Raw genomic sequence first — 15,214 nt, forward strand, 5'->3', positions numbered from 1 at the left:
GCAAAGCCTTCCGATTCGAGTATGTTCGGCCCGTTCCCTCATGACCCGGCCCAAAATGACCCGGTTCAGGTGGCCCAGGTATATAGCTCAGCCCAAGCGAGGATACCATCAGCACCCAGTCTAATAACACGTCCGACGCCTACAAGCAGGCCGGCGTGGACATTGATGCGGGCAACGCGCTCGTTGACGCGATCAAGCCGCTCGCCCGTTCCACCGCGCGCCCGGGCTCCGACGCCGGGCTGGGCGGATTCGGCGCCCTGTTCGACCTGCGCGCGGCCGGGTATCACGACCCGCTGCTGGTCGCCACCACGGACGGCGTCGGCACCAAGCTGAAGGTCGCCATCCTGGCGAACCGTCACGACACGGTGGGCATCGACCTCGTGGCGATGTGCGTGAACGACCTCGTCGTTCAGGGCGCGGAGCCGCTGCTGTTCCTCGACTACTATGCCACGGGCAAGCTGGACGTCGCCGCGGGCCGCGCCATCGTCGCCGGGATCGCGGAAGGCTGCCGTCAGGCCGGCTGCGCGCTGGTCGGCGGCGAGACGGCGGAGATGCCCGGCATGTACGCCGAGGGCGACTACGACCTCGCCGGCTTCTCGGTCGGCGCGGTGGAGCGCAAGGACGCGCTGACCGGCGCCACCGTGCGGGACGGCGACGTGGTGCTCGGCCTCGCCTCCTCCGGCGTGCATTCCAACGGCTACTCGCTGGTGCGCAAGCTGGTGGAGAAGTCCGGCCTCGGCTACGACTCGCCCTGCCCCTGGGACGCCTCGAAGACGCTGGGCGAGGCGCTGCTGACGCCGACCCGCATCTATGTGAAGAGCACGCTGGCCGCGGTGCGCGCCGGAACGGTGCGGGCGATGGCCCACATCACCGGCGGCGGCCTGATCGAGAACATCCCGCGCGTCCTGCCGGACGGGCTGGGCGTCACTCTGGATGCGTCCAAGTGGCCGCTGCCCCCGGTCTTCAACTGGCTGATGAAGACGGGCGGTCTGACGCCGCTGGACATGGCGCGCACCTTCAACACCGGACTTGGCATGGTCGTCGTGGTCCCGGCGGACAAGGCGCAGCAGGCCATCGACATCCTGGCCCAGGGCGGCGAGACGGTCTTCACGGTCGGCACCGTCCACACGGTCAAGGACGGCGACGCCCGCGTCACCGTCACCGGCATGGACGCGGCATGGTCGGCCTGAAGGCATCCGGTCTGAAGGCCAGTCTGAAGATCGGAGTCCTGATCTCCGGGCGCGGCAGCAATCTGCAGGCGTTGATCGACGCCTGCGCCGCCCCGGACTTTCCGGCGGAGATCGCGCTTGTGCTCTCCAACAAGGCCGACGCCTATGGGTTGGAGCGCGCCGCCGCAGCCGGAGTTTCCGGCACGGTGGTCAGCCACCGCGACTTCCCCGGCGACAAGCGCGCGTTCGAGGAAGCCATGGACGCGCGCCTGCGCGACGCGGGCGTGGAGCTGGTCTGTCTGGCCGGCTTCATGCGGCTGCTGTCGCCCTGGTTCGTGGAGCGCTGGCACGACCGCCTGATCAACATCCACCCGTCGCTCCTGCCCTCCTTCAAGGGGCTGGACACGCACCAGCGGGCGCTGGACGCCGGGGTGCGGTTCCACGGCTGCACGGTCCATTACGTGCGCCCGGAAATGGACGAGGGGCCGATCATCGCCCAGGCCGCCGTTCCGGTGCTGCCCGGCGATGACGCCGACCGTCTGTCCGCCCGCGTGTTGGAGGCCGAGCACCGGCTCTACCCCCAGGCGCTGCGCCTGATCGCCGAAGGCCGCGCCCGCGTCGAGCAGGACCGCGTGCTGTTGTCCGGCCCGGTCCCGGATCTGCCGACGCTCGTCAATCCGCCCATTTGAAACGGTGCAAGCGGCACCCTTGCCGCAACCGTCCGCACTCCCCACATTCTGCGCCGGAACCATAACAGGGGAGGCAAACGGCGATGGCGGTTACCGATCACGGCCACAATCCGGTCAGCGAAGAGGTCGTCCGCCGGCACGAGGCGGGCTGGCACGCCTTTACGCGCTTCCTGACCTTGAGCAGCGTCGCAGTGGCGGTTCTGCTGCTTCTGATGCTGATCTTCCTGGCCTAGGCGCAACGGCCCAGCCGCAATGGCCGTGGCGGGGCGCTTACGCCCCGTCCGGCAGGCGCCCCAGAAGCAGGTCGCGCATTTCGCCGACCAGCGCGTCCACCTGCTCCTCCCACGCCTCGGTCCCGCCTTGGATGGCGTGCATGACGTGGGTGGCGAGGTGGATCAGGGCGGCGCGCACGCAATCCTCCGCCGGGAAATCCAGCCCCACCGTGTCCTGAAGGAACTGGCCGAGCTGGTCGGCGGAATTCCAGGGGTGGACGATCACCGTGTCGAATCCGCTGGTTCCCAGGAACACCGCGTTCAGCGCCGCCGCCTGCGCGTTGATCGCCTCGATGGCCGCGTCCTGTTCGACGTTGCCGCGCAGCACCTCCTGGAAGGCCGACAGGCACTGGTCGACATAGCCGCGCACCAGCAATTCCACCACGCCCGGATCGCTCAGGTCGTTCTTCCCCTTCACCAGGGGCGGCAGCGGTTCCAGCAGGGCCGTGACGATCGGCTTGACGTCCGGATTTTCCATGGCGGGGGTACTCCTAGCGGTAGAATCCCCGAATACTCGACTTCGCCACGCCTGTCCACGGTGCCGTGACGCCGTCCGGGCGACAAGTTCGGGACCGAAGCCACTGAAATGCAAAAGGGCCGCCCGGTGGGGGCGGCCCTTCGCGAAGGACTGCGCTGCGGAAGAACCGCGATCAGCCCACCAGCTCGATGCCGGCGAAGAAGAAGGCGATCTCCTGGGCGGCGGTCTCCGGAGCGTCGGAGCCGTGCACCGAGTTGGCCTCGATCGACTCGGCGAACTCCTTGCGGATGGTGCCCTCGGCGGCGTTGGCCGGGTTGGTGGCGCCCATGATCTCGCGGTTGCGGGCGATGGCGTTCTCGCCTTCCAGGACCTGGAGCACGACCGGGCCGGAGATCATGAAGGAGACGAGGTCGTTGAAGAACGGACGCTCGCGATGCACGCCGTAGAACTGCTCGGCCTGGGCCTTGGAGAGCTGGACGCGCTTCTGCGCGACGATGCGCAGGCCGCCGTCCTCGAACTTGGCGTTGATCTTGCCGGTCAGGTTGCGGCGGGTGGCATCGGGCTTGATGATCGAGAGGGTGCGTTCGACGGCCATGGCGGTGGGCTCCTGCGGAAAAAAGCGTTATGGGCGCCGCGCGTTGGCCGGGGCGCCGGTTGCGCGGGGTTATATAGGCGCAATTCCGTCACGGCAACCGCTTCGTGAGGCCGTACGCGCGCCTCCGCGCGGCTGCCATGAGGAGTTGCCCCGCGGGTCCCGCTTCAAATCGGGGTGTCCCCGTGGTAAACCGGCGCCGATATGCTGCACATCAACGACCTGACGTTCCGCTACGGCGGACGGGTGCTGTTCGACCGCGCCACCGCGGTCGTGTCGAAGGGCCACCGCGTGGCGCTGGTCGGCCGCAACGGCACCGGAAAATCCACCCTCCTGAAGCTCATCGCCGGCCAGCTCCAGACGGACGCCGGAGCCATCGGCGTGCCCACCGGCACCAAGATCGGCATGGTGGCGCAGGAGGCCCCCAGCGGCGCCACCACCCTGATCGACGCCGTCCTGGCCGCCGACACGGAGCGCACCGCCCTGCTGGCGGAGGCCGAAACGGCCACCGACCCCATGCGCATCGGGGAGATTCACGCCCGGCTGGCCGACATCGAGGCGCATTCGGCGCCGTCGCGCGCCGCCCAGGTGCTCTCCGGCCTGGGCTTCGACGCCGACGCGCAGGCCCGGCCCTGCTCCGACTTTTCGGGCGGCTGGCGGATGCGCGTGGCGCTGGCCGGCGTGCTGTTCGCCCGGCCCGACCTGCTGCTGCTCGACGAGCCCACCAACCACCTCGACCTGGAGGCCACCATCTGGCTGGAGGGGTATCTCAAGAATTACCCCCACACGATCCTCTTGGTCAGCCACGACCGCGATCTCTTGAACTCGGTGCCCACCACGACCATCCATGTGGACCAGGGCAAGCTGGTGACCTACGCCGGCAACTACGACCAGTTCCTCAAGCAGCGCCGCGCCAACATGGAGCGGTTGCAGGCCATGGCGACCAAGCAGGAGGCCAAGCGCAAGCACATGATGGCCTTCGTCGAACGCTTCCGCTACAAGGCGACCAAGGCCCGTCAGGCGCAGAGCCGCCTGAAGGCGCTGGAGAAGCTGGAGACCATCACGCTGATGGAGGACGACGCCGAGGTCGTCTTCAACTTCCCCCAGCCGGACGAGATGGCCCCGCCGCTGATCGCCCTGGACGGGGTGACCATCGGCTACGGCGATCGCGCCATCCTGCGCCGCGTCAACCTGCGCATCGACATGGACGACCGCATCGCCCTGCTGGGCGCCAACGGCAACGGCAAGTCCACGCTGGTGAAGCTGCTGGCCGGACGGCTGGAGGCGATGGCCGGCGAGGTGAAGCGCCCGACCAAGCTGCGCGTCGGCTATTTCGCCCAGCACCAGCAGGACGAGCTGGACCTGTCGCTGACCCCCATCCAGCAGACCCAGCGCATCATGCCGCTGGCGCCGGAGGAGAAGGTGCGCGCCCATCTGGGCCGCTTCGGCTTCCAGCAGAGCAAGGCGGAAACCCGCATCTCCGACCTGTCCGGCGGCGAGAAGGCACGCCTGCTTCTGGCGCTGATGAGCCGCGAGACGCCGCACATCCTGATGCTGGACGAACCGACCAACCATCTGGACGTGGACAGCCGCGAGGCGCTGATCGAGGCGATCAACGGCTTCGAGGGCGCCGTCATCCTCATCAGCCACGATCCCCACCTGATCGAGCTGACCGCCGACCGGCTGCTGCTGGTCGCCGACGGCACGGTGCAGCCCTATGACGGCGACCTGGACGACTACCGCCGCTTCCTGCTGGACCGCGCGCGCGCCGAGCGCGCCGCCGCGAAGGGCGGGGAGACGGCGGACGCCGGGGCCAGCCGCAAGGACCAGCGCCGCGCCGCGGCGGAGGCCCGCGCCGCCCTGGCACCCCTGAAGAAGAAGGCCACCGACGCGGAATCGCAGGTCAACAAGCTGACCGAGGAGAAGCGCAAGATCGAGACGAAGCTGGCCGATCCGGCCCTCTACAGCGGTCCCAGCGACAAGCTGCAAAAGCTGCAGATCGACCTGGGCGTCGTGGACAAGAAGCTGTCCGCCGCCGAGGAGGCGTGGCTGGAGCATCTGGAAGCCTACGAGACGGCGGCGGCGGAGGCCGGCGTATGAGCATGCCGCGCGACGTGGCCCTCACCGGCGCATCCATAGCGGCGGAGGATGCGGAGGAGCGCACATCCGACGTGCTGGCCGCCTTCCGCGCCAATTTGCCTGACGGGCGGGTGTCGCTGGGCGATCTGATCCAGGCGCTGGGCGACCGGTCGCTGGGCACGATCCTGCTGGCGCTGTCCCTGCCGACGATCGCGCCGGTTCCGCTGGGCGTGTCCTGCCTGTTCGACCTGCCGATCCTGCTCTTTTCGGCCCAGATGGCCTTCGGCAAGCGCGGCGCCGCCTTGCCCGGCTGGGTGCTGCGCCGGTCGGTCAGCCGGAAGCTCGCCGTCCGCATGATCGACAAGGCCATGCCGCGGCTGACCGCCATCGAGAAGATGCTGAAGCCGCGCAACAGCCGTTTCGCCAGCATCGACGGGGAGCGCTGGTTCGGCGTGCTGGTCCTGCTGCTGTCGCTGACCTGCATGGTGCCGCTGCCACTGACCGGATGGCTGCCCGGATTCGCCCTGGTCCTGCTGTCGCTGGGCCTGATCGAGCGCGACGGAAACGCGGTGGCGGTCAGTCTCGCGCTCACCGTGGCCGCCCTGGTTTTCTTCGCGCTGGTCGCCAGCAGCCTGTCCTACGCCGGGCAGACCTTGCTGGCCCTTGCGCCGTCCTATTCCACCTTCACGGCATAGCTTCCGCCTGTCCGCCGGGTTGCGGGGTGACCCCGGATGCGACATAAGTGCGCTCAGGGAATGTTAGGTTCGGGACCCCCTGGGGCTCTTGCTTGTTTAGCCCCGGGGCAAAAACGCTCAACAGCCAACGGCGAAAGGCCGATCATGACACCAACGGAAATCACCGTCGCCGAAAAACGAAAAAGCGGCAAGACGCCGCCGGCCGCGTGGCTTTTCTTCCAGCGTTGGTTGGCAAATCCCCTTTCGATGGGTTCCGTTACACCGTCCTCGGGCGCGCTCTGCCGGCTGATCGGGGAGCAGGTGCTCTGCGCACCCGATCAGGTCGTCGTGGAATTCGGCGGCGGCACCGGCGCGATCACCAAGGCCCTGCTTCAGCGCGGAATTCCGGGCAACCGCATCTTCACCTTCGAGATCGACGACCACCTGTCGCGCTTTCTGCGCGGCCATTACCCGGACGTGAACGTCGTCCATGACGACTGCCGCAAGGCCGCCGACATCCTCGGCCCGGCTCTGGTCGGCAAGGTCGGCACGGTGGTGATCGGCATCCCCATGCTGAACCTGCCGATGCGCGCCCAGAAGGAGGTGGTCGACGCCTGCTTCCGCATCCTTCCCGAAGGCGGGCGCTTCGTCCTCTACACTTACGGCCTCGTGTCGCCCCTGAACCAGCGCGCTCTCGGCGTGAAGGGCAAGCGGCTGGGCTTCACCCCGCTGAACGTCCCGCCGGCCTCCGTCTGGGGCTATTGGAAGGCGAAGCCGTAATCCCCCTCGTCACCCCTTGCGCGGCGCCTGCCGCAGCAGGACATCCGTCAAGCCCGCCGGCAGGGCCGCCATAAGCCACACGGCGGCGGCCATCGGCCAGGGGAAGGCGATGCGGGCCTTGTTGCGGGCAAGGCCACTCCGGATGACCTGGGCGGCGCGGTCCGTCTCCATCAGAAAGGGCATGGGGAAGCGGTTCACCGCGGTCATCCGGCTCTTCACGAAGCCCGGGCAGATCACCGTCACGCCGATCCCCTGCCCCGCCAGATCGCCGCGCAGCGACTCGCCGTAGACCCGCACCGCCGCCTTGCTGGCGCAGTAGGCCGGCGCGCCGGGCATGCCGCGGAAGCCGGCCAGCGAGGCCATCAGGGCGATCTGGCCGCGCCGCCGCGCCCGCATGCCGGACAGCAGCGGGTGGATGCTGTTCAACACCCCGTCCACATTCACTTGAAAGATGCGCCGCGCCTGCTCGGCGCTCTCCACGCCGCCCCCGGTGCCGGCGGAAATGCCCGCGTTGGCGATGACCAGATCGACCGGCGCGCGGGCGTCCAAAGCGGTCAGCCACGCCGCCATGGCCTCGCGGTCCGCTGCATCGACGAGCGCCGTCTCCACCGTCGCGCCCTGCGCGCGGCAGCGCTCCGCCACCGCTTCCAGACGCGCGGAGTCCCGCCCGGTCAGGGCCAGCGTCACGCCCGGCGCGGCGTAGGCGCGGGCCAATTCCTCCCCGATGCCGCTGGACGCCCCGGTGATGACGATCGAGCGCGGATCGCGCATGCCCTTTTCCCCCTGTCCCTGACGCTTGTTGCCGTCGCTCCCCGACGCTATAACCTGAGCCCTGCGATCCCACAAATAGTCGTCGAGGCCGCTTTGCCCGCCAAACGCTCCGCTGTTTCCAGCATGACCGGCTTTGCACGCGTGGACGGCCATGCCGACGGCTACGGTTGGACCTTCGAGGTGAAGAGCGTCAACGGGCGCAACCTCGACATCCGCTGCCGCCAGCCCGCCGGCTTCGACACGCTGGAGGCCGCCGCCCGCGCCGAGATTCCGAAGCGTCTGGCCCGCGGCAGCGTCAACCTGAACCTGACCGTCACCCGCAGCCAGTCGGTGTCCCAGCTCCGTATCAACCGGGAGCTTCTGGCCCAGGTGCTGGAGTTGGCGCGCGAGATCGAGGGCGCCGGGGCCGCCCCGCCGCGGCTCGATTCGCTGCTCGCCGTCCGCGGCATCATCGAGCCGGTGGAGGAGGACGAGGGCGAGGCGCGGGAACGGGTGGAGGCCGCGCTGAAGGCCGACCTCACCCGGCTGATCGGCGAGTTGGTGACCGCCCGCCTGTCGGAAGGGGCGCGTCTGGTCACCGTCCTGAACGGCCATCTCGACGAGATCGAACGGCTGATCACCGCCGCCTCGGCCTGCGCCAGCACCCAGCCCGACGCGCTGCGCGAACGGCTGCGCAATCAGGTCGCCGCCCTGCTCGACGCCGCGCCGGCCCTGCCGGAGGAGCGTCTGGCGCAGGAGGCCGCGATCCTGATCGCCAAGGCCGACGTGCGCGAGGAGATGGACCGCCTGCGCGCCCACATCCAGGCCGCCCGCGACATGCTGGCGGAAGGGGGCGCCATCGGCCGCCGCTTCGATTTCCTGTGCCAGGAATTCAACCGCGAAGCCAACACCCTGTGCTCCAAGTCCGCCGACGTGGAGCTGACCCGCATCGGCCTGTCGCTGAAAGCCTCCATCGAGCAGCTTCGCGAGCAGGTCCAGAACATCGAGTGACGCTGACGACGATGAACGCCCCAACACCATGAATGCGAAGCCCATTTCCCGGCGCGGCCTGATGCTCGTGCTGTCCTCCCCCTCCGGGGCGGGCAAGACCACCATTTCGCGCCGCCTTCTGGACCGCGATCCCGGCATCACCATGTCGGTGTCCGTCACCACCCGCCCGATGCGCCCCGGCGAGCAGCCGGGCGTCGATTACTATTTCGTGGACCTGCCGGAGTTCGACCGCATGGCGGAGCAGGGCGAGTTGCTGGAGCACGCGCGCGTGTTCGGCAACTGCTACGGCACGCCGCGCAGCACGGTGGAACAGGCTCTGGGCGCCGGGCGCGACGTGCTGTTCGACATCGACTGGCAGGGCACGCAGCAGTTGGCGGCCAACGCCCGCAACGATCTGGTCAGCGTCTTCGTTCTGCCGCCTTCCGGCACGGAACTGGAGCGCCGCCTGCACACCCGCGCCCAGGATTCGGCGGAGGTCATCGCCCAGCGCATGGCCAAGGCGTCGGACGAGATCAGCCACTGGGCCGAGTACGACTACGTGATCGTGAACAACGACGTGGACGAGAGTGTCACGGCGGTGCAGGCCATCCTGCGCGCCGAACGCCTGCGGCGGACGCGGCAGGTCGGGTTGCCGGCCTTCGTGCAGAGCGTTCAGGCGGCACTGTAAGGGCGCTGTTGCCCCCACCCTTCCCACGGCTTCGCCGCGGGCCCCTTCCCTCCCCCGCTCTCGGCGGACCTATGGTCCGCCTGCCGCGTCAGCGCAAACCGAAGGTTTGCGCGAGAGCTTCGCAGGAGAGGGAGCTTAATCCCCTCCCCTGCGAAGCGGGGGAGGGCCAGGGAGGGGGCAAAGACCTGGAGGGGGCAAGACCTCACCCCTTCCTGAACGCCCGCGCCAGCGCCGCGAACCCTGCCACATCCACCTCCTCCGCCCGCGCGGTCGGTTCGATGCCGGTGGCGGCCAACAGCGCCTCCGCATCCCCGCCAAGGCTCTTCAGGCTCTGGCGCAGCATCTTGCGGCGCTGGCCGAAGGCGGCGGCGGTCACCTGTTCCAGCGCCTTCCATTCCGCCGGTTCCGGGTTGGCCCGCGGGGTCAGATGGACGACCGTGGAGGCCACCTTCGGCGGCGGGGTGAAGGCCTTGGCGGGCAGGTTGAACAGCACCCGCGCGTCCGACCGCCATTGCGTGATGACCGACAGGCGGCCATAGGCCTTGCTGCCCGGCTTGGCGACCAGACGGTCCGCGACCTCCTTCTGGAACATCAGCGTCAGGCTGACGAACTCCTCGATCCGCGCCAGCCAGCCGATCAGCAACGGCGTCGCCACGTTGTAGGGAAGATTCGCCACGATGGCCCGCGGGGCCGGGGCGATCTCGATGGGATCGACCTCCAGCGCGTCGGCCTCCACGATGGACAGGCGCCCGTCCGCCGCCTGGATCACGTCCTGCAACGCCTCGATGAAGCGGTGGTCGCGCTCGATGGCGATCACCTGCTTCGCCTTGGTCGCCAGCAGCGCGCGGGTCAGGCCGCCGGGGCCGGGGCCGATCTCCACCGCCGTCACGCCGGTCAGGTCGCCCGCCGAGCGCGCGATCCGGCCCGTCAGGTTGAGGTCGAGAAGGAAGTTCTGCCCCAGCGCCTTGCGGGCATCCAGCCCGAAACGGGCGATCACGTCGCGCAGCGGCGGCAGGGCCTGCGGGTCGAAGGCGGGAGTCATGGGTGCGGGATCGGGCGTGGCGTCGGTCATGGCCGCAGTTATAGGACGGTCGACGCCGCACGTCACCTTCACGCTTCGCTTCGGAACGCCGCCTCATCCAGCCCGATTCCGGGCCGCATGCCGGGGTACTCCCTCATTCCTCCAGACCTCAGTCCTCCAGCAGGAAGGAGCGCACCACCGCGATCTGGTCCTCGGTCATCAGGGCCGGGGCGTGGCCGGTGTGGGCGAACTCCACCAGCCGGGCCTTGGGGCCGCGGCGGGTCATCTCCTCCGCCGTGTCCGGCAGCAGGATGTCGGAGGTGGCGCCGCGCAGCACCAGGACCGGGCAGCGGATGCGGTCCCAGACGGCCCACAGGTCCACGTCCTCCATCGGCTGCGCCTTGAAGGCCTCGGCGATGGCGGGGTCGTAGGCGAGTCCGTAGCAGCCGTCCGGACGCGGACGGGCGCTGTGCTCCGCCATATGGCGCCACGCCTCGTCGGGCAGCCGCCCGAAACCCATCAGGACGAAGCGCAGGTAGGATTCGACCGCCGCCAGATCCTCGAACACCGGGTCCTTGCCGACGTAATCGGCGATGCGCTGCAAACCCGCCTTGCCGATGAAGGGGCCGACGTCGTTGATGACCAGCCGTCGGATCGGGCTGTTCGGCTGGGCGGCCAGCAGCATCCCGATCAGCCCGCCCATGGAGGTGCCGACCCAATCCACCGTCTCCACCCCCAGCCGGGCGATCAGCGCCGCCATGTCGGCGCAGTACTGCGGATAGCCGTAGAGCGCCGGGTTGCTCAGCCGGCCGCTCCGGCCGCGCCCGACGACGTCCGGGCAGGCAACGCGCCAGCGGTCCGCCAGATCGAGCGCCAGCGCGTCGAAATCGCGTCCGTTGCGGGTCAGGCCATGCACGCACAGCGCGGTGCGGGCCGCGTCCTCGCGTCCCCACTGGGTGTAGGCGACGCGGTGGAACCCCGCCGCGCTGAGACCGAGAAAGCTGCGTTCGGACATCGGCACGGGCGGCCCCTCCCTGTTGATTCGGTTCTAGCCCTTGCCGGGCCGTGCCAGCTCCGCCGCCTGCCGGGTGACCAGGGGCGACGGCTCCGCCGCCGCGGCGTCGAAGGGATGCCGCGGCGCGTCGTACAGACGACGGATGGCGCGCACGTAGTTCCGCGTCTCCTCATAGGGCGGAACGCCCCGGAAACGGTCCACGGCCCGCTCGCCCGCGTTGTAGCCGGCAAGGGCCAGCGTAACGTCCCCCTGGAAATAGGCCAAGAGCCAGCGCAGATAGCGCACGCCGCCGCGGATGTTCTGGGCGGGGTCGAAGACGTCGGACACGCCGAACCGCTCCGCCGTGTCGGGGATGAGCTGCATCAGCCCCGCCGCCTCCTTCGGCGACACCGCGTCGGAGCGGAAGGCGCTTTCCACCCGGATCACCGCCATCACCAGCGCGGGGTCCAGCCCGTACTGCGGCGCGGTCTTGTGCACCAGCGCGACGATTTCCGGCGGCGGAGCGAGCGCCTCGCGCAGGGGGGCGGCGCCGGGGCGGCACCAGGGGCGGACATGGCCCATGCGCCCCGGCACATAGGCGACCAGCCGCCGCGCCTCCTTGTGCCCGCGCGACGCCGCGGCGCGCAGCCACGCCGTGCCGACTCGCCGGTCGCGCTTCACGCCGACCCCGAACAGGAACCGCCGCGCCGTGCGATAGGCGGCCTCCGGATCGCCCTTCTCCGCCGCCTCGCAATCGGCCATGCGCGTTTCCCGCGAGGAGACGGCGCCGGACTTGCCCGCGGCCAGGGCGGCGGGGGCCGACAGGGCCCCGAAACCGGCGAGGAAACAGGCGAGGAGGAGGGGTGCTGCGCGCACGGGCGGGGCCTTGGGACGTCTGCAAAACCGAAGTCATATGCGATCGCCCGTAAGATGCGGCAAGCGCAGGAGGGGATTACCCCTTTTTCGACACCGCCTGGAGACGGCGCCGCACCGCCCGCGCCCAGCCGCGGATCATCCCAAGCGCCGGAGCCAGCACCGGGCGGATCGCCTCGCGCACCCGCCGCACCGCCCGCTTCGCAGCCCGCCAGGGCGGCAGCGCGCTCAGCCAGGCGAGCCAGCGCACCACCCGGACGTAGCACCAGGCGAAGGCCGGGATGGTCAGCAGCTTGTCCTTTCCGATGTGGAACAGCCGCTCCACCAACGTGACCTTCACCAGCTCCACGCCACCCAGCAGCAGCGCGCCCTGGACCGGATGGCCGGTTCCCATCCAATAGAGGCCGAGGGGCTTCAAAGGTTCCAGCACCACCAGCGGGATCAGGAAGAGGGCCAGCGTCGGGTAGGGGCCGAGCCGGCGGATGCGCGCCGCCAACCGTTCCGCGACACGCAGCCGCCCGATCCAGGCCGCCAGCGGGCGCAGCGCCTCCAGCGCCACCGCGTCGATCAGGAAATAGACCAGCGCCGCGGCGGTCAGCAGGGGCCGCAGCAGGAAGCGGCGCAGCAGCGCGCCCGCTGTCCGGACGAATGCGTGAGAGGTGGAATTCCCTTTCGAGGTAGCCATTAGGTCTTTCGTCAGACGTGCGGGGGCGCTTCGTCGGGTTGGGTTCGAAACGGTCTTCGACTATGTAACAATTTGCGTCTGCTCCTTCGGCTACTCCCGGTGTGCCCCATCGTGCTCGGCCAATACGATCCCTACCTCGTCGCGCTGTCGGTCGTCGTTGCCTCCTTCGGCGGCTACGTGGCCCTGGACCTCGCCTCCCACGCGCGGGAGGCCGGGCGGGGACGGAACGGCTGGCTGGGCGCCGCGGCGCTTGCCATGGGGGCGGGGATCTGGTCGATGCATTTCATCGGCATGATGGCGCTGCGCATGCCGATGCCCGTCTCCTACGACCTCCCCCTGACCGGTCTGTCCTTCCTTCTGGCCGTCGCGGTGTCCGGGGCCGGGCTGTTCGCGGTGGCGCACGGACGGGACCGTTGGGAGCGGGGCCGCTGGCTGACCCTGGCCGTGGCGGGCATGTTGACCGGGTTCGGCATCGTGTCGATGCATTATGTCGGCATGGCGGGGATGCGGATGCCGGTGCCGCTGGTCTATGACCCCGTGCTGGTCATCGTGTCGGTGGTCATCGCCGTCGCCGCCTCCACCGCCGCGCTGTGGCTCGCCTTCCGCACGGCCAGTTCCCTGCAGCGCCTGTCCGGCGCGCTGGTCCTGGCCGCTGCGGTGGTCAGCATGCATTACACCGGCATGGCCGCCGCCAGCGCCGCCGGGCACGGTCACGTGCACGTCCCGGAGCCAGCCTCAACCGCCGAGGACGCTTCCGGGCGGGTGCTGTCCACGCCGACCCTGGCCGTCGGGACCGGCGTCGGGACGCTGCTGATCCTGTCGCTGGGCCTCGCCTCCGTCCTGTTCGACCGCCGCCGCTCGGCGGAACGGGCGGAGGGGCAGGAGGCGCGCTACCGCGCCGTCGTCGACACCGCCGTGGACCCCATCGTTGTGATCGACGAGACCGGCACCATCCAATCCTTCAACCGGGCCGCCGAGACGACCTTCGGCTACGCCGCGGCGGAGGCCATCGGCGCGAACGTCCGCATCCTGATGGCCGACCCGCACCGCGACGCCCATGACGGCTACATGGCCCATTACCGCGAGACCGGCGAGCGGCGGATCATCGGCATCGGGCGCGAGGTGGAGGGCCGGCGCAAGGACGGCTCCACCTTCCCGCTGGAGCTGTCGGTGGCCGAATGGCACGACGGGCGGCAGCGCCTGTTCACCGGCATCATGCGCGACATCACCGCCCGCAAGGCGGCGGAGGACGCCCTGCACCGCGCCAAGGCCGAGGCGGAGCGCGCCCGCGAGGAGGCCCTGGCCGCCCGCGACGACGCGCAGCGCGCCGACATGGCGAAGACCAAGTTCCTGGCCGCCGCCAGCCACGACCTGCGCCAGCCCGTGCAGTCCCTGTTCTTCTTCGCCCATGCCCTGTCCGACCGCTTGGACGGCCACCCCGCCTCCCCCCTGCTGGCGAGCATGAGCGAATCCCTGAACGGCCTGCGCGCTCTGCTGGACAGCCTGCTGGACGTGTCGCGGCTGGACGCCGGGGTGGTTACCCCCGCGGTGACGGAATTCGCCCTGGGGCCGCTGCTGCACCGTCTGGGGGAGGAGTACCGGGGCCGCGCCGAGGAGGTCGGGATCGCGCTGCGCGTCGTCCCCACCAGCGCCTGGACGCGCAGCGATCCCGCCCTGGTCGAGCGCATCCTGCGCAACCTCGTGGAGAACGCCATCCGCTACACCGAGAGCGGGCGGGTGCTGATCGGCTGCCGCCGCACCGGCAACGGCCTGCGGATCGAGGTTCTGGACACCGGCATCGGCATCCCCGAGGACAAGCAGGAAGAGGTGTTCGTGGAGTTCGCCCAGCTCGCCAACCCCGAGCGCGACCGGCGCAAGGGGCTGGGGCTGGGGCTCGCCATCGTGCGGCGGCTGGCCGGGTTGCTCGGCCATGGGGTGACCCTGCGTTCCGAACCGGGGCGGGGCAGCGCCTTCGGCCTGACCGTTCCGTCGGTCGCGGCGCGTCCGGTGATGAAGACCTGCCGCCCCGCCGCCCAGCCCGCCGCCAACGGCAGCAAGGGGCTGGTCGTGGTGGTGGAGGACGACGCGATCATCCTGCTCTCGATGCGGACCATGCTGGAGGAGTGGGGGTACGAGGTCGTTGCCGCCGTCTCCGCCGACGAGGCGGTGGGGACCCTGACCAGCCTCGGCCAGCGCCCCGACATGATCGTCGCCGATTACCGCCTGCGCGAAGGGCGGACGGGGCTCCAGGCCATCCGCGACATCTACGGCGTCTGCGGCGTCCGCGTCCCCGCGCTGGTGCTCACCGGCGACACCGATCCCGCCCGAATCGCCGAGGTCCTGCAGAGCGGCCACCGCCTCCTGCACAAGCCGGTGGCCCCGGAAGACCTCCGCAACGCCCTGACGTCGGCGGCGTAGCCCGATCCTTCCCCTCTCCCGCCCCGGGAGAGGGTGGCCCGCAGGGCCGGGTGAGGGTTGTA

The 15,214-nt window shown here is 69.9% G+C and carries 16 protein-coding genes; 9 read left to right on the top strand and 7 right to left on the bottom strand.

The window, feature by feature from the left end; genetic code table 11:
- Positions 1–107 precede the first annotated feature (107 nt).
- The 3 genes from purM to DS843_RS07115 all read left to right on the top strand — a co-directional run bounded on the left by purM (position 108) and on the right by DS843_RS07115 (position 2,091).
- On the top strand, positions 108–1,190 hold the full coding sequence (purM, locus tag DS843_RS07105) for a phosphoribosylformylglycinamidine cyclo-ligase (RefSeq protein WP_149468194.1): 1,083 nt from the start codon (positions 108–110) through the stop codon (positions 1,188–1,190).
- The gene (gene purN / locus DS843_RS07110) at positions 1,178–1,858 is read left to right on the top strand and encodes a phosphoribosylglycinamide formyltransferase (protein WP_149468195.1); all 681 of its coding nucleotides are present in this window, start codon (positions 1,178–1,180) and stop codon (positions 1,856–1,858) included. The genes purM and purN overlap by 13 nt, the downstream gene beginning before the upstream one ends.
- Before the next feature lie 83 nt (positions 1,859–1,941).
- The gene (locus DS843_RS07115) at positions 1,942–2,091 is read left to right on the top strand and encodes an aa3-type cytochrome c oxidase subunit IV (protein ID WP_149468196.1); all 150 of its coding nucleotides are present in this window, start codon (positions 1,942–1,944) and stop codon (positions 2,089–2,091) included.
- 37 nt (positions 2,092–2,128) lie between these two features.
- Here the strand turns inward: DS843_RS07115 and DS843_RS07120 are convergent, their stop codons facing one another.
- Complete coding sequence (locus tag DS843_RS07120; RefSeq protein ID WP_149468197.1) at positions 2,129–2,608, bottom strand: hypothetical protein; 480 nt, start codon at positions 2,606–2,608, stop codon at positions 2,129–2,131.
- Between the two features lie 172 nt (positions 2,609–2,780).
- Positions 2,781–3,203 carry a nucleoside-diphosphate kinase gene (gene ndk / locus DS843_RS07125; protein ID WP_014197473.1) on the bottom strand — a complete coding sequence of 141 codons (423 nt, stop codon included), beginning with the start codon at positions 3,201–3,203 and terminating at the stop codon, positions 2,781–2,783.
- 201 nt (positions 3,204–3,404) lie between these two features.
- Between ndk and abc-f the strand changes: the two genes are divergently transcribed.
- From abc-f to DS843_RS31075, 3 genes are all read left to right on the top strand, one after another.
- Positions 3,405–5,300 (top strand): ribosomal protection-like ABC-F family protein, encoded by a 1,896-nt coding sequence (gene abc-f, locus DS843_RS07130; protein ID WP_149468198.1) that lies wholly within the window; start codon positions 3,405–3,407, stop codon positions 5,298–5,300.
- Positions 5,297–5,974, top strand: coding sequence for an exopolysaccharide biosynthesis protein (locus DS843_RS07135; protein WP_149468199.1), 678 nt, complete (start codon positions 5,297–5,299; stop codon positions 5,972–5,974). Before abc-f ends, DS843_RS07135 begins: the two co-directional genes overlap by 4 nt.
- Positions 5,975–6,220: 246 nt before the next feature.
- Complete coding sequence (locus DS843_RS31075; protein WP_167525220.1) at positions 6,221–6,733, top strand: class I SAM-dependent methyltransferase; 513 nt, start codon at positions 6,221–6,223, stop codon at positions 6,731–6,733.
- Positions 6,734–6,742: 9 nt separating this feature from the next.
- Here the strand turns inward: DS843_RS31075 and DS843_RS07145 are convergent, their stop codons facing one another.
- A complete protein-coding gene (locus DS843_RS07145; RefSeq protein ID WP_149468200.1) occupies positions 6,743–7,504 on the bottom strand; it encodes an SDR family NAD(P)-dependent oxidoreductase in 762 nt (253 codons plus the stop codon).
- Between the two features lie 123 nt (positions 7,505–7,627).
- Between DS843_RS07145 and DS843_RS07150 the strand changes: the two genes are divergently transcribed.
- Both DS843_RS07150 and gmk read left to right on the top strand, forming a co-directional pair.
- On the top strand, positions 7,628–8,494 hold the full coding sequence (locus DS843_RS07150; RefSeq protein WP_149468201.1) for a YicC/YloC family endoribonuclease: 867 nt from the start codon (positions 7,628–7,630) through the stop codon (positions 8,492–8,494).
- 28 nt (positions 8,495–8,522) lie between these two features.
- A complete protein-coding gene (gene gmk / locus DS843_RS07155; protein ID WP_149468202.1) occupies positions 8,523–9,161 on the top strand; it encodes a guanylate kinase in 639 nt (212 codons plus the stop codon).
- Positions 9,162–9,363: 202 nt separating this feature from the next.
- Here the strand turns inward: gmk and rsmA are convergent, their stop codons facing one another.
- The 4 genes from rsmA to DS843_RS07175 form a co-directional block, all read right to left on the bottom strand.
- The gene (rsmA, locus tag DS843_RS07160) at positions 9,364–10,233 is read right to left on the bottom strand and encodes a 16S rRNA (adenine(1518)-N(6)/adenine(1519)-N(6))-dimethyltransferase RsmA (RefSeq protein ID WP_149468203.1); all 870 of its coding nucleotides are present in this window, start codon (positions 10,231–10,233) and stop codon (positions 9,364–9,366) included.
- A 118-nt stretch (positions 10,234–10,351) separates the two neighbouring features.
- Complete coding sequence (locus DS843_RS07165; RefSeq protein ID WP_167525235.1) at positions 10,352–11,197, bottom strand: alpha/beta fold hydrolase; 846 nt, start codon at positions 11,195–11,197, stop codon at positions 10,352–10,354.
- Between the two features lie 33 nt (positions 11,198–11,230).
- The gene (locus DS843_RS07170; protein WP_149468205.1) at positions 11,231–12,052 is read right to left on the bottom strand and encodes a lytic transglycosylase domain-containing protein; all 822 of its coding nucleotides are present in this window, start codon (positions 12,050–12,052) and stop codon (positions 11,231–11,233) included.
- Between the two features lie 76 nt (positions 12,053–12,128).
- Complete coding sequence (locus DS843_RS07175; RefSeq protein ID WP_149468206.1) at positions 12,129–12,734, bottom strand: hypothetical protein; 606 nt, start codon at positions 12,732–12,734, stop codon at positions 12,129–12,131.
- 111 nt (positions 12,735–12,845) lie between these two features.
- On the opposite strand from DS843_RS07175, the gene DS843_RS07180 reads away from it, so the two are divergent.
- A complete protein-coding gene (locus tag DS843_RS07180) occupies positions 12,846–15,152 on the top strand; it encodes a hybrid sensor histidine kinase/response regulator (RefSeq protein ID WP_149468207.1) in 2,307 nt (768 codons plus the stop codon).
- The last annotated feature ends 62 nt before the right edge of the window (positions 15,153–15,214 follow it).

It is taken from the genome of Roseomonas genomospecies 6 (assembly GCF_008365375.1).
Taxonomy (GTDB): domain Bacteria; phylum Pseudomonadota; class Alphaproteobacteria; order Azospirillales; family Azospirillaceae; genus Azospirillum.

What these genes read in the sequence shown, in the direction of transcription:
- purN (WP_149468195.1), top strand. Translation starts at nt 1,178, where the DNA reads ATGGTCGGCCTGAAGGCATCCGGTCTGAAGGCCAGTCTGAAGATCGGA.
- DS843_RS07115 (WP_149468196.1), top strand. Translation starts at nt 1,942, where the DNA reads ATGGCGGTTACCGATCACGGCCACAATCCGGTCAGCGAAGAGGTCGTC.
- DS843_RS07120 (WP_149468197.1), bottom strand. Translation starts at nt 2,608, where the DNA reads ATGGAAAATCCGGACGTCAAGCCGATCGTCACGGCCCTGCTGGAACCG.
- ndk (WP_014197473.1), bottom strand. Translation starts at nt 3,203, where the DNA reads ATGGCCGTCGAACGCACCCTCTCGATCATCAAGCCCGATGCCACCCGC.
- abc-f (WP_149468198.1), top strand. Translation starts at nt 3,405, where the DNA reads ATGCTGCACATCAACGACCTGACGTTCCGCTACGGCGGACGGGTGCTG.
- DS843_RS07135 (WP_149468199.1), top strand. Translation starts at nt 5,297, where the DNA reads ATGAGCATGCCGCGCGACGTGGCCCTCACCGGCGCATCCATAGCGGCG.
- DS843_RS31075 (WP_167525220.1), top strand. Translation starts at nt 6,221, where the DNA reads ATGGGTTCCGTTACACCGTCCTCGGGCGCGCTCTGCCGGCTGATCGGG.
- DS843_RS07145 (WP_149468200.1), bottom strand. Translation starts at nt 7,504, where the DNA reads ATGCGCGATCCGCGCTCGATCGTCATCACCGGGGCGTCCAGCGGCATC.
- DS843_RS07150 (WP_149468201.1), top strand. Translation starts at nt 7,628, where the DNA reads ATGACCGGCTTTGCACGCGTGGACGGCCATGCCGACGGCTACGGTTGG.
- gmk (WP_149468202.1), top strand. Translation starts at nt 8,523, where the DNA reads ATGAATGCGAAGCCCATTTCCCGGCGCGGCCTGATGCTCGTGCTGTCC.
- rsmA (WP_149468203.1), bottom strand. Translation starts at nt 10,233, where the DNA reads ATGACCGACGCCACGCCCGATCCCGCACCCATGACTCCCGCCTTCGAC.
- DS843_RS07165 (WP_167525235.1), bottom strand. Translation starts at nt 11,197, where the DNA reads ATGTCCGAACGCAGCTTTCTCGGTCTCAGCGCGGCGGGGTTCCACCGC.
- DS843_RS07175 (WP_149468206.1), bottom strand. Translation starts at nt 12,734, where the DNA reads ATGGCTACCTCGAAAGGGAATTCCACCTCTCACGCATTCGTCCGGACA.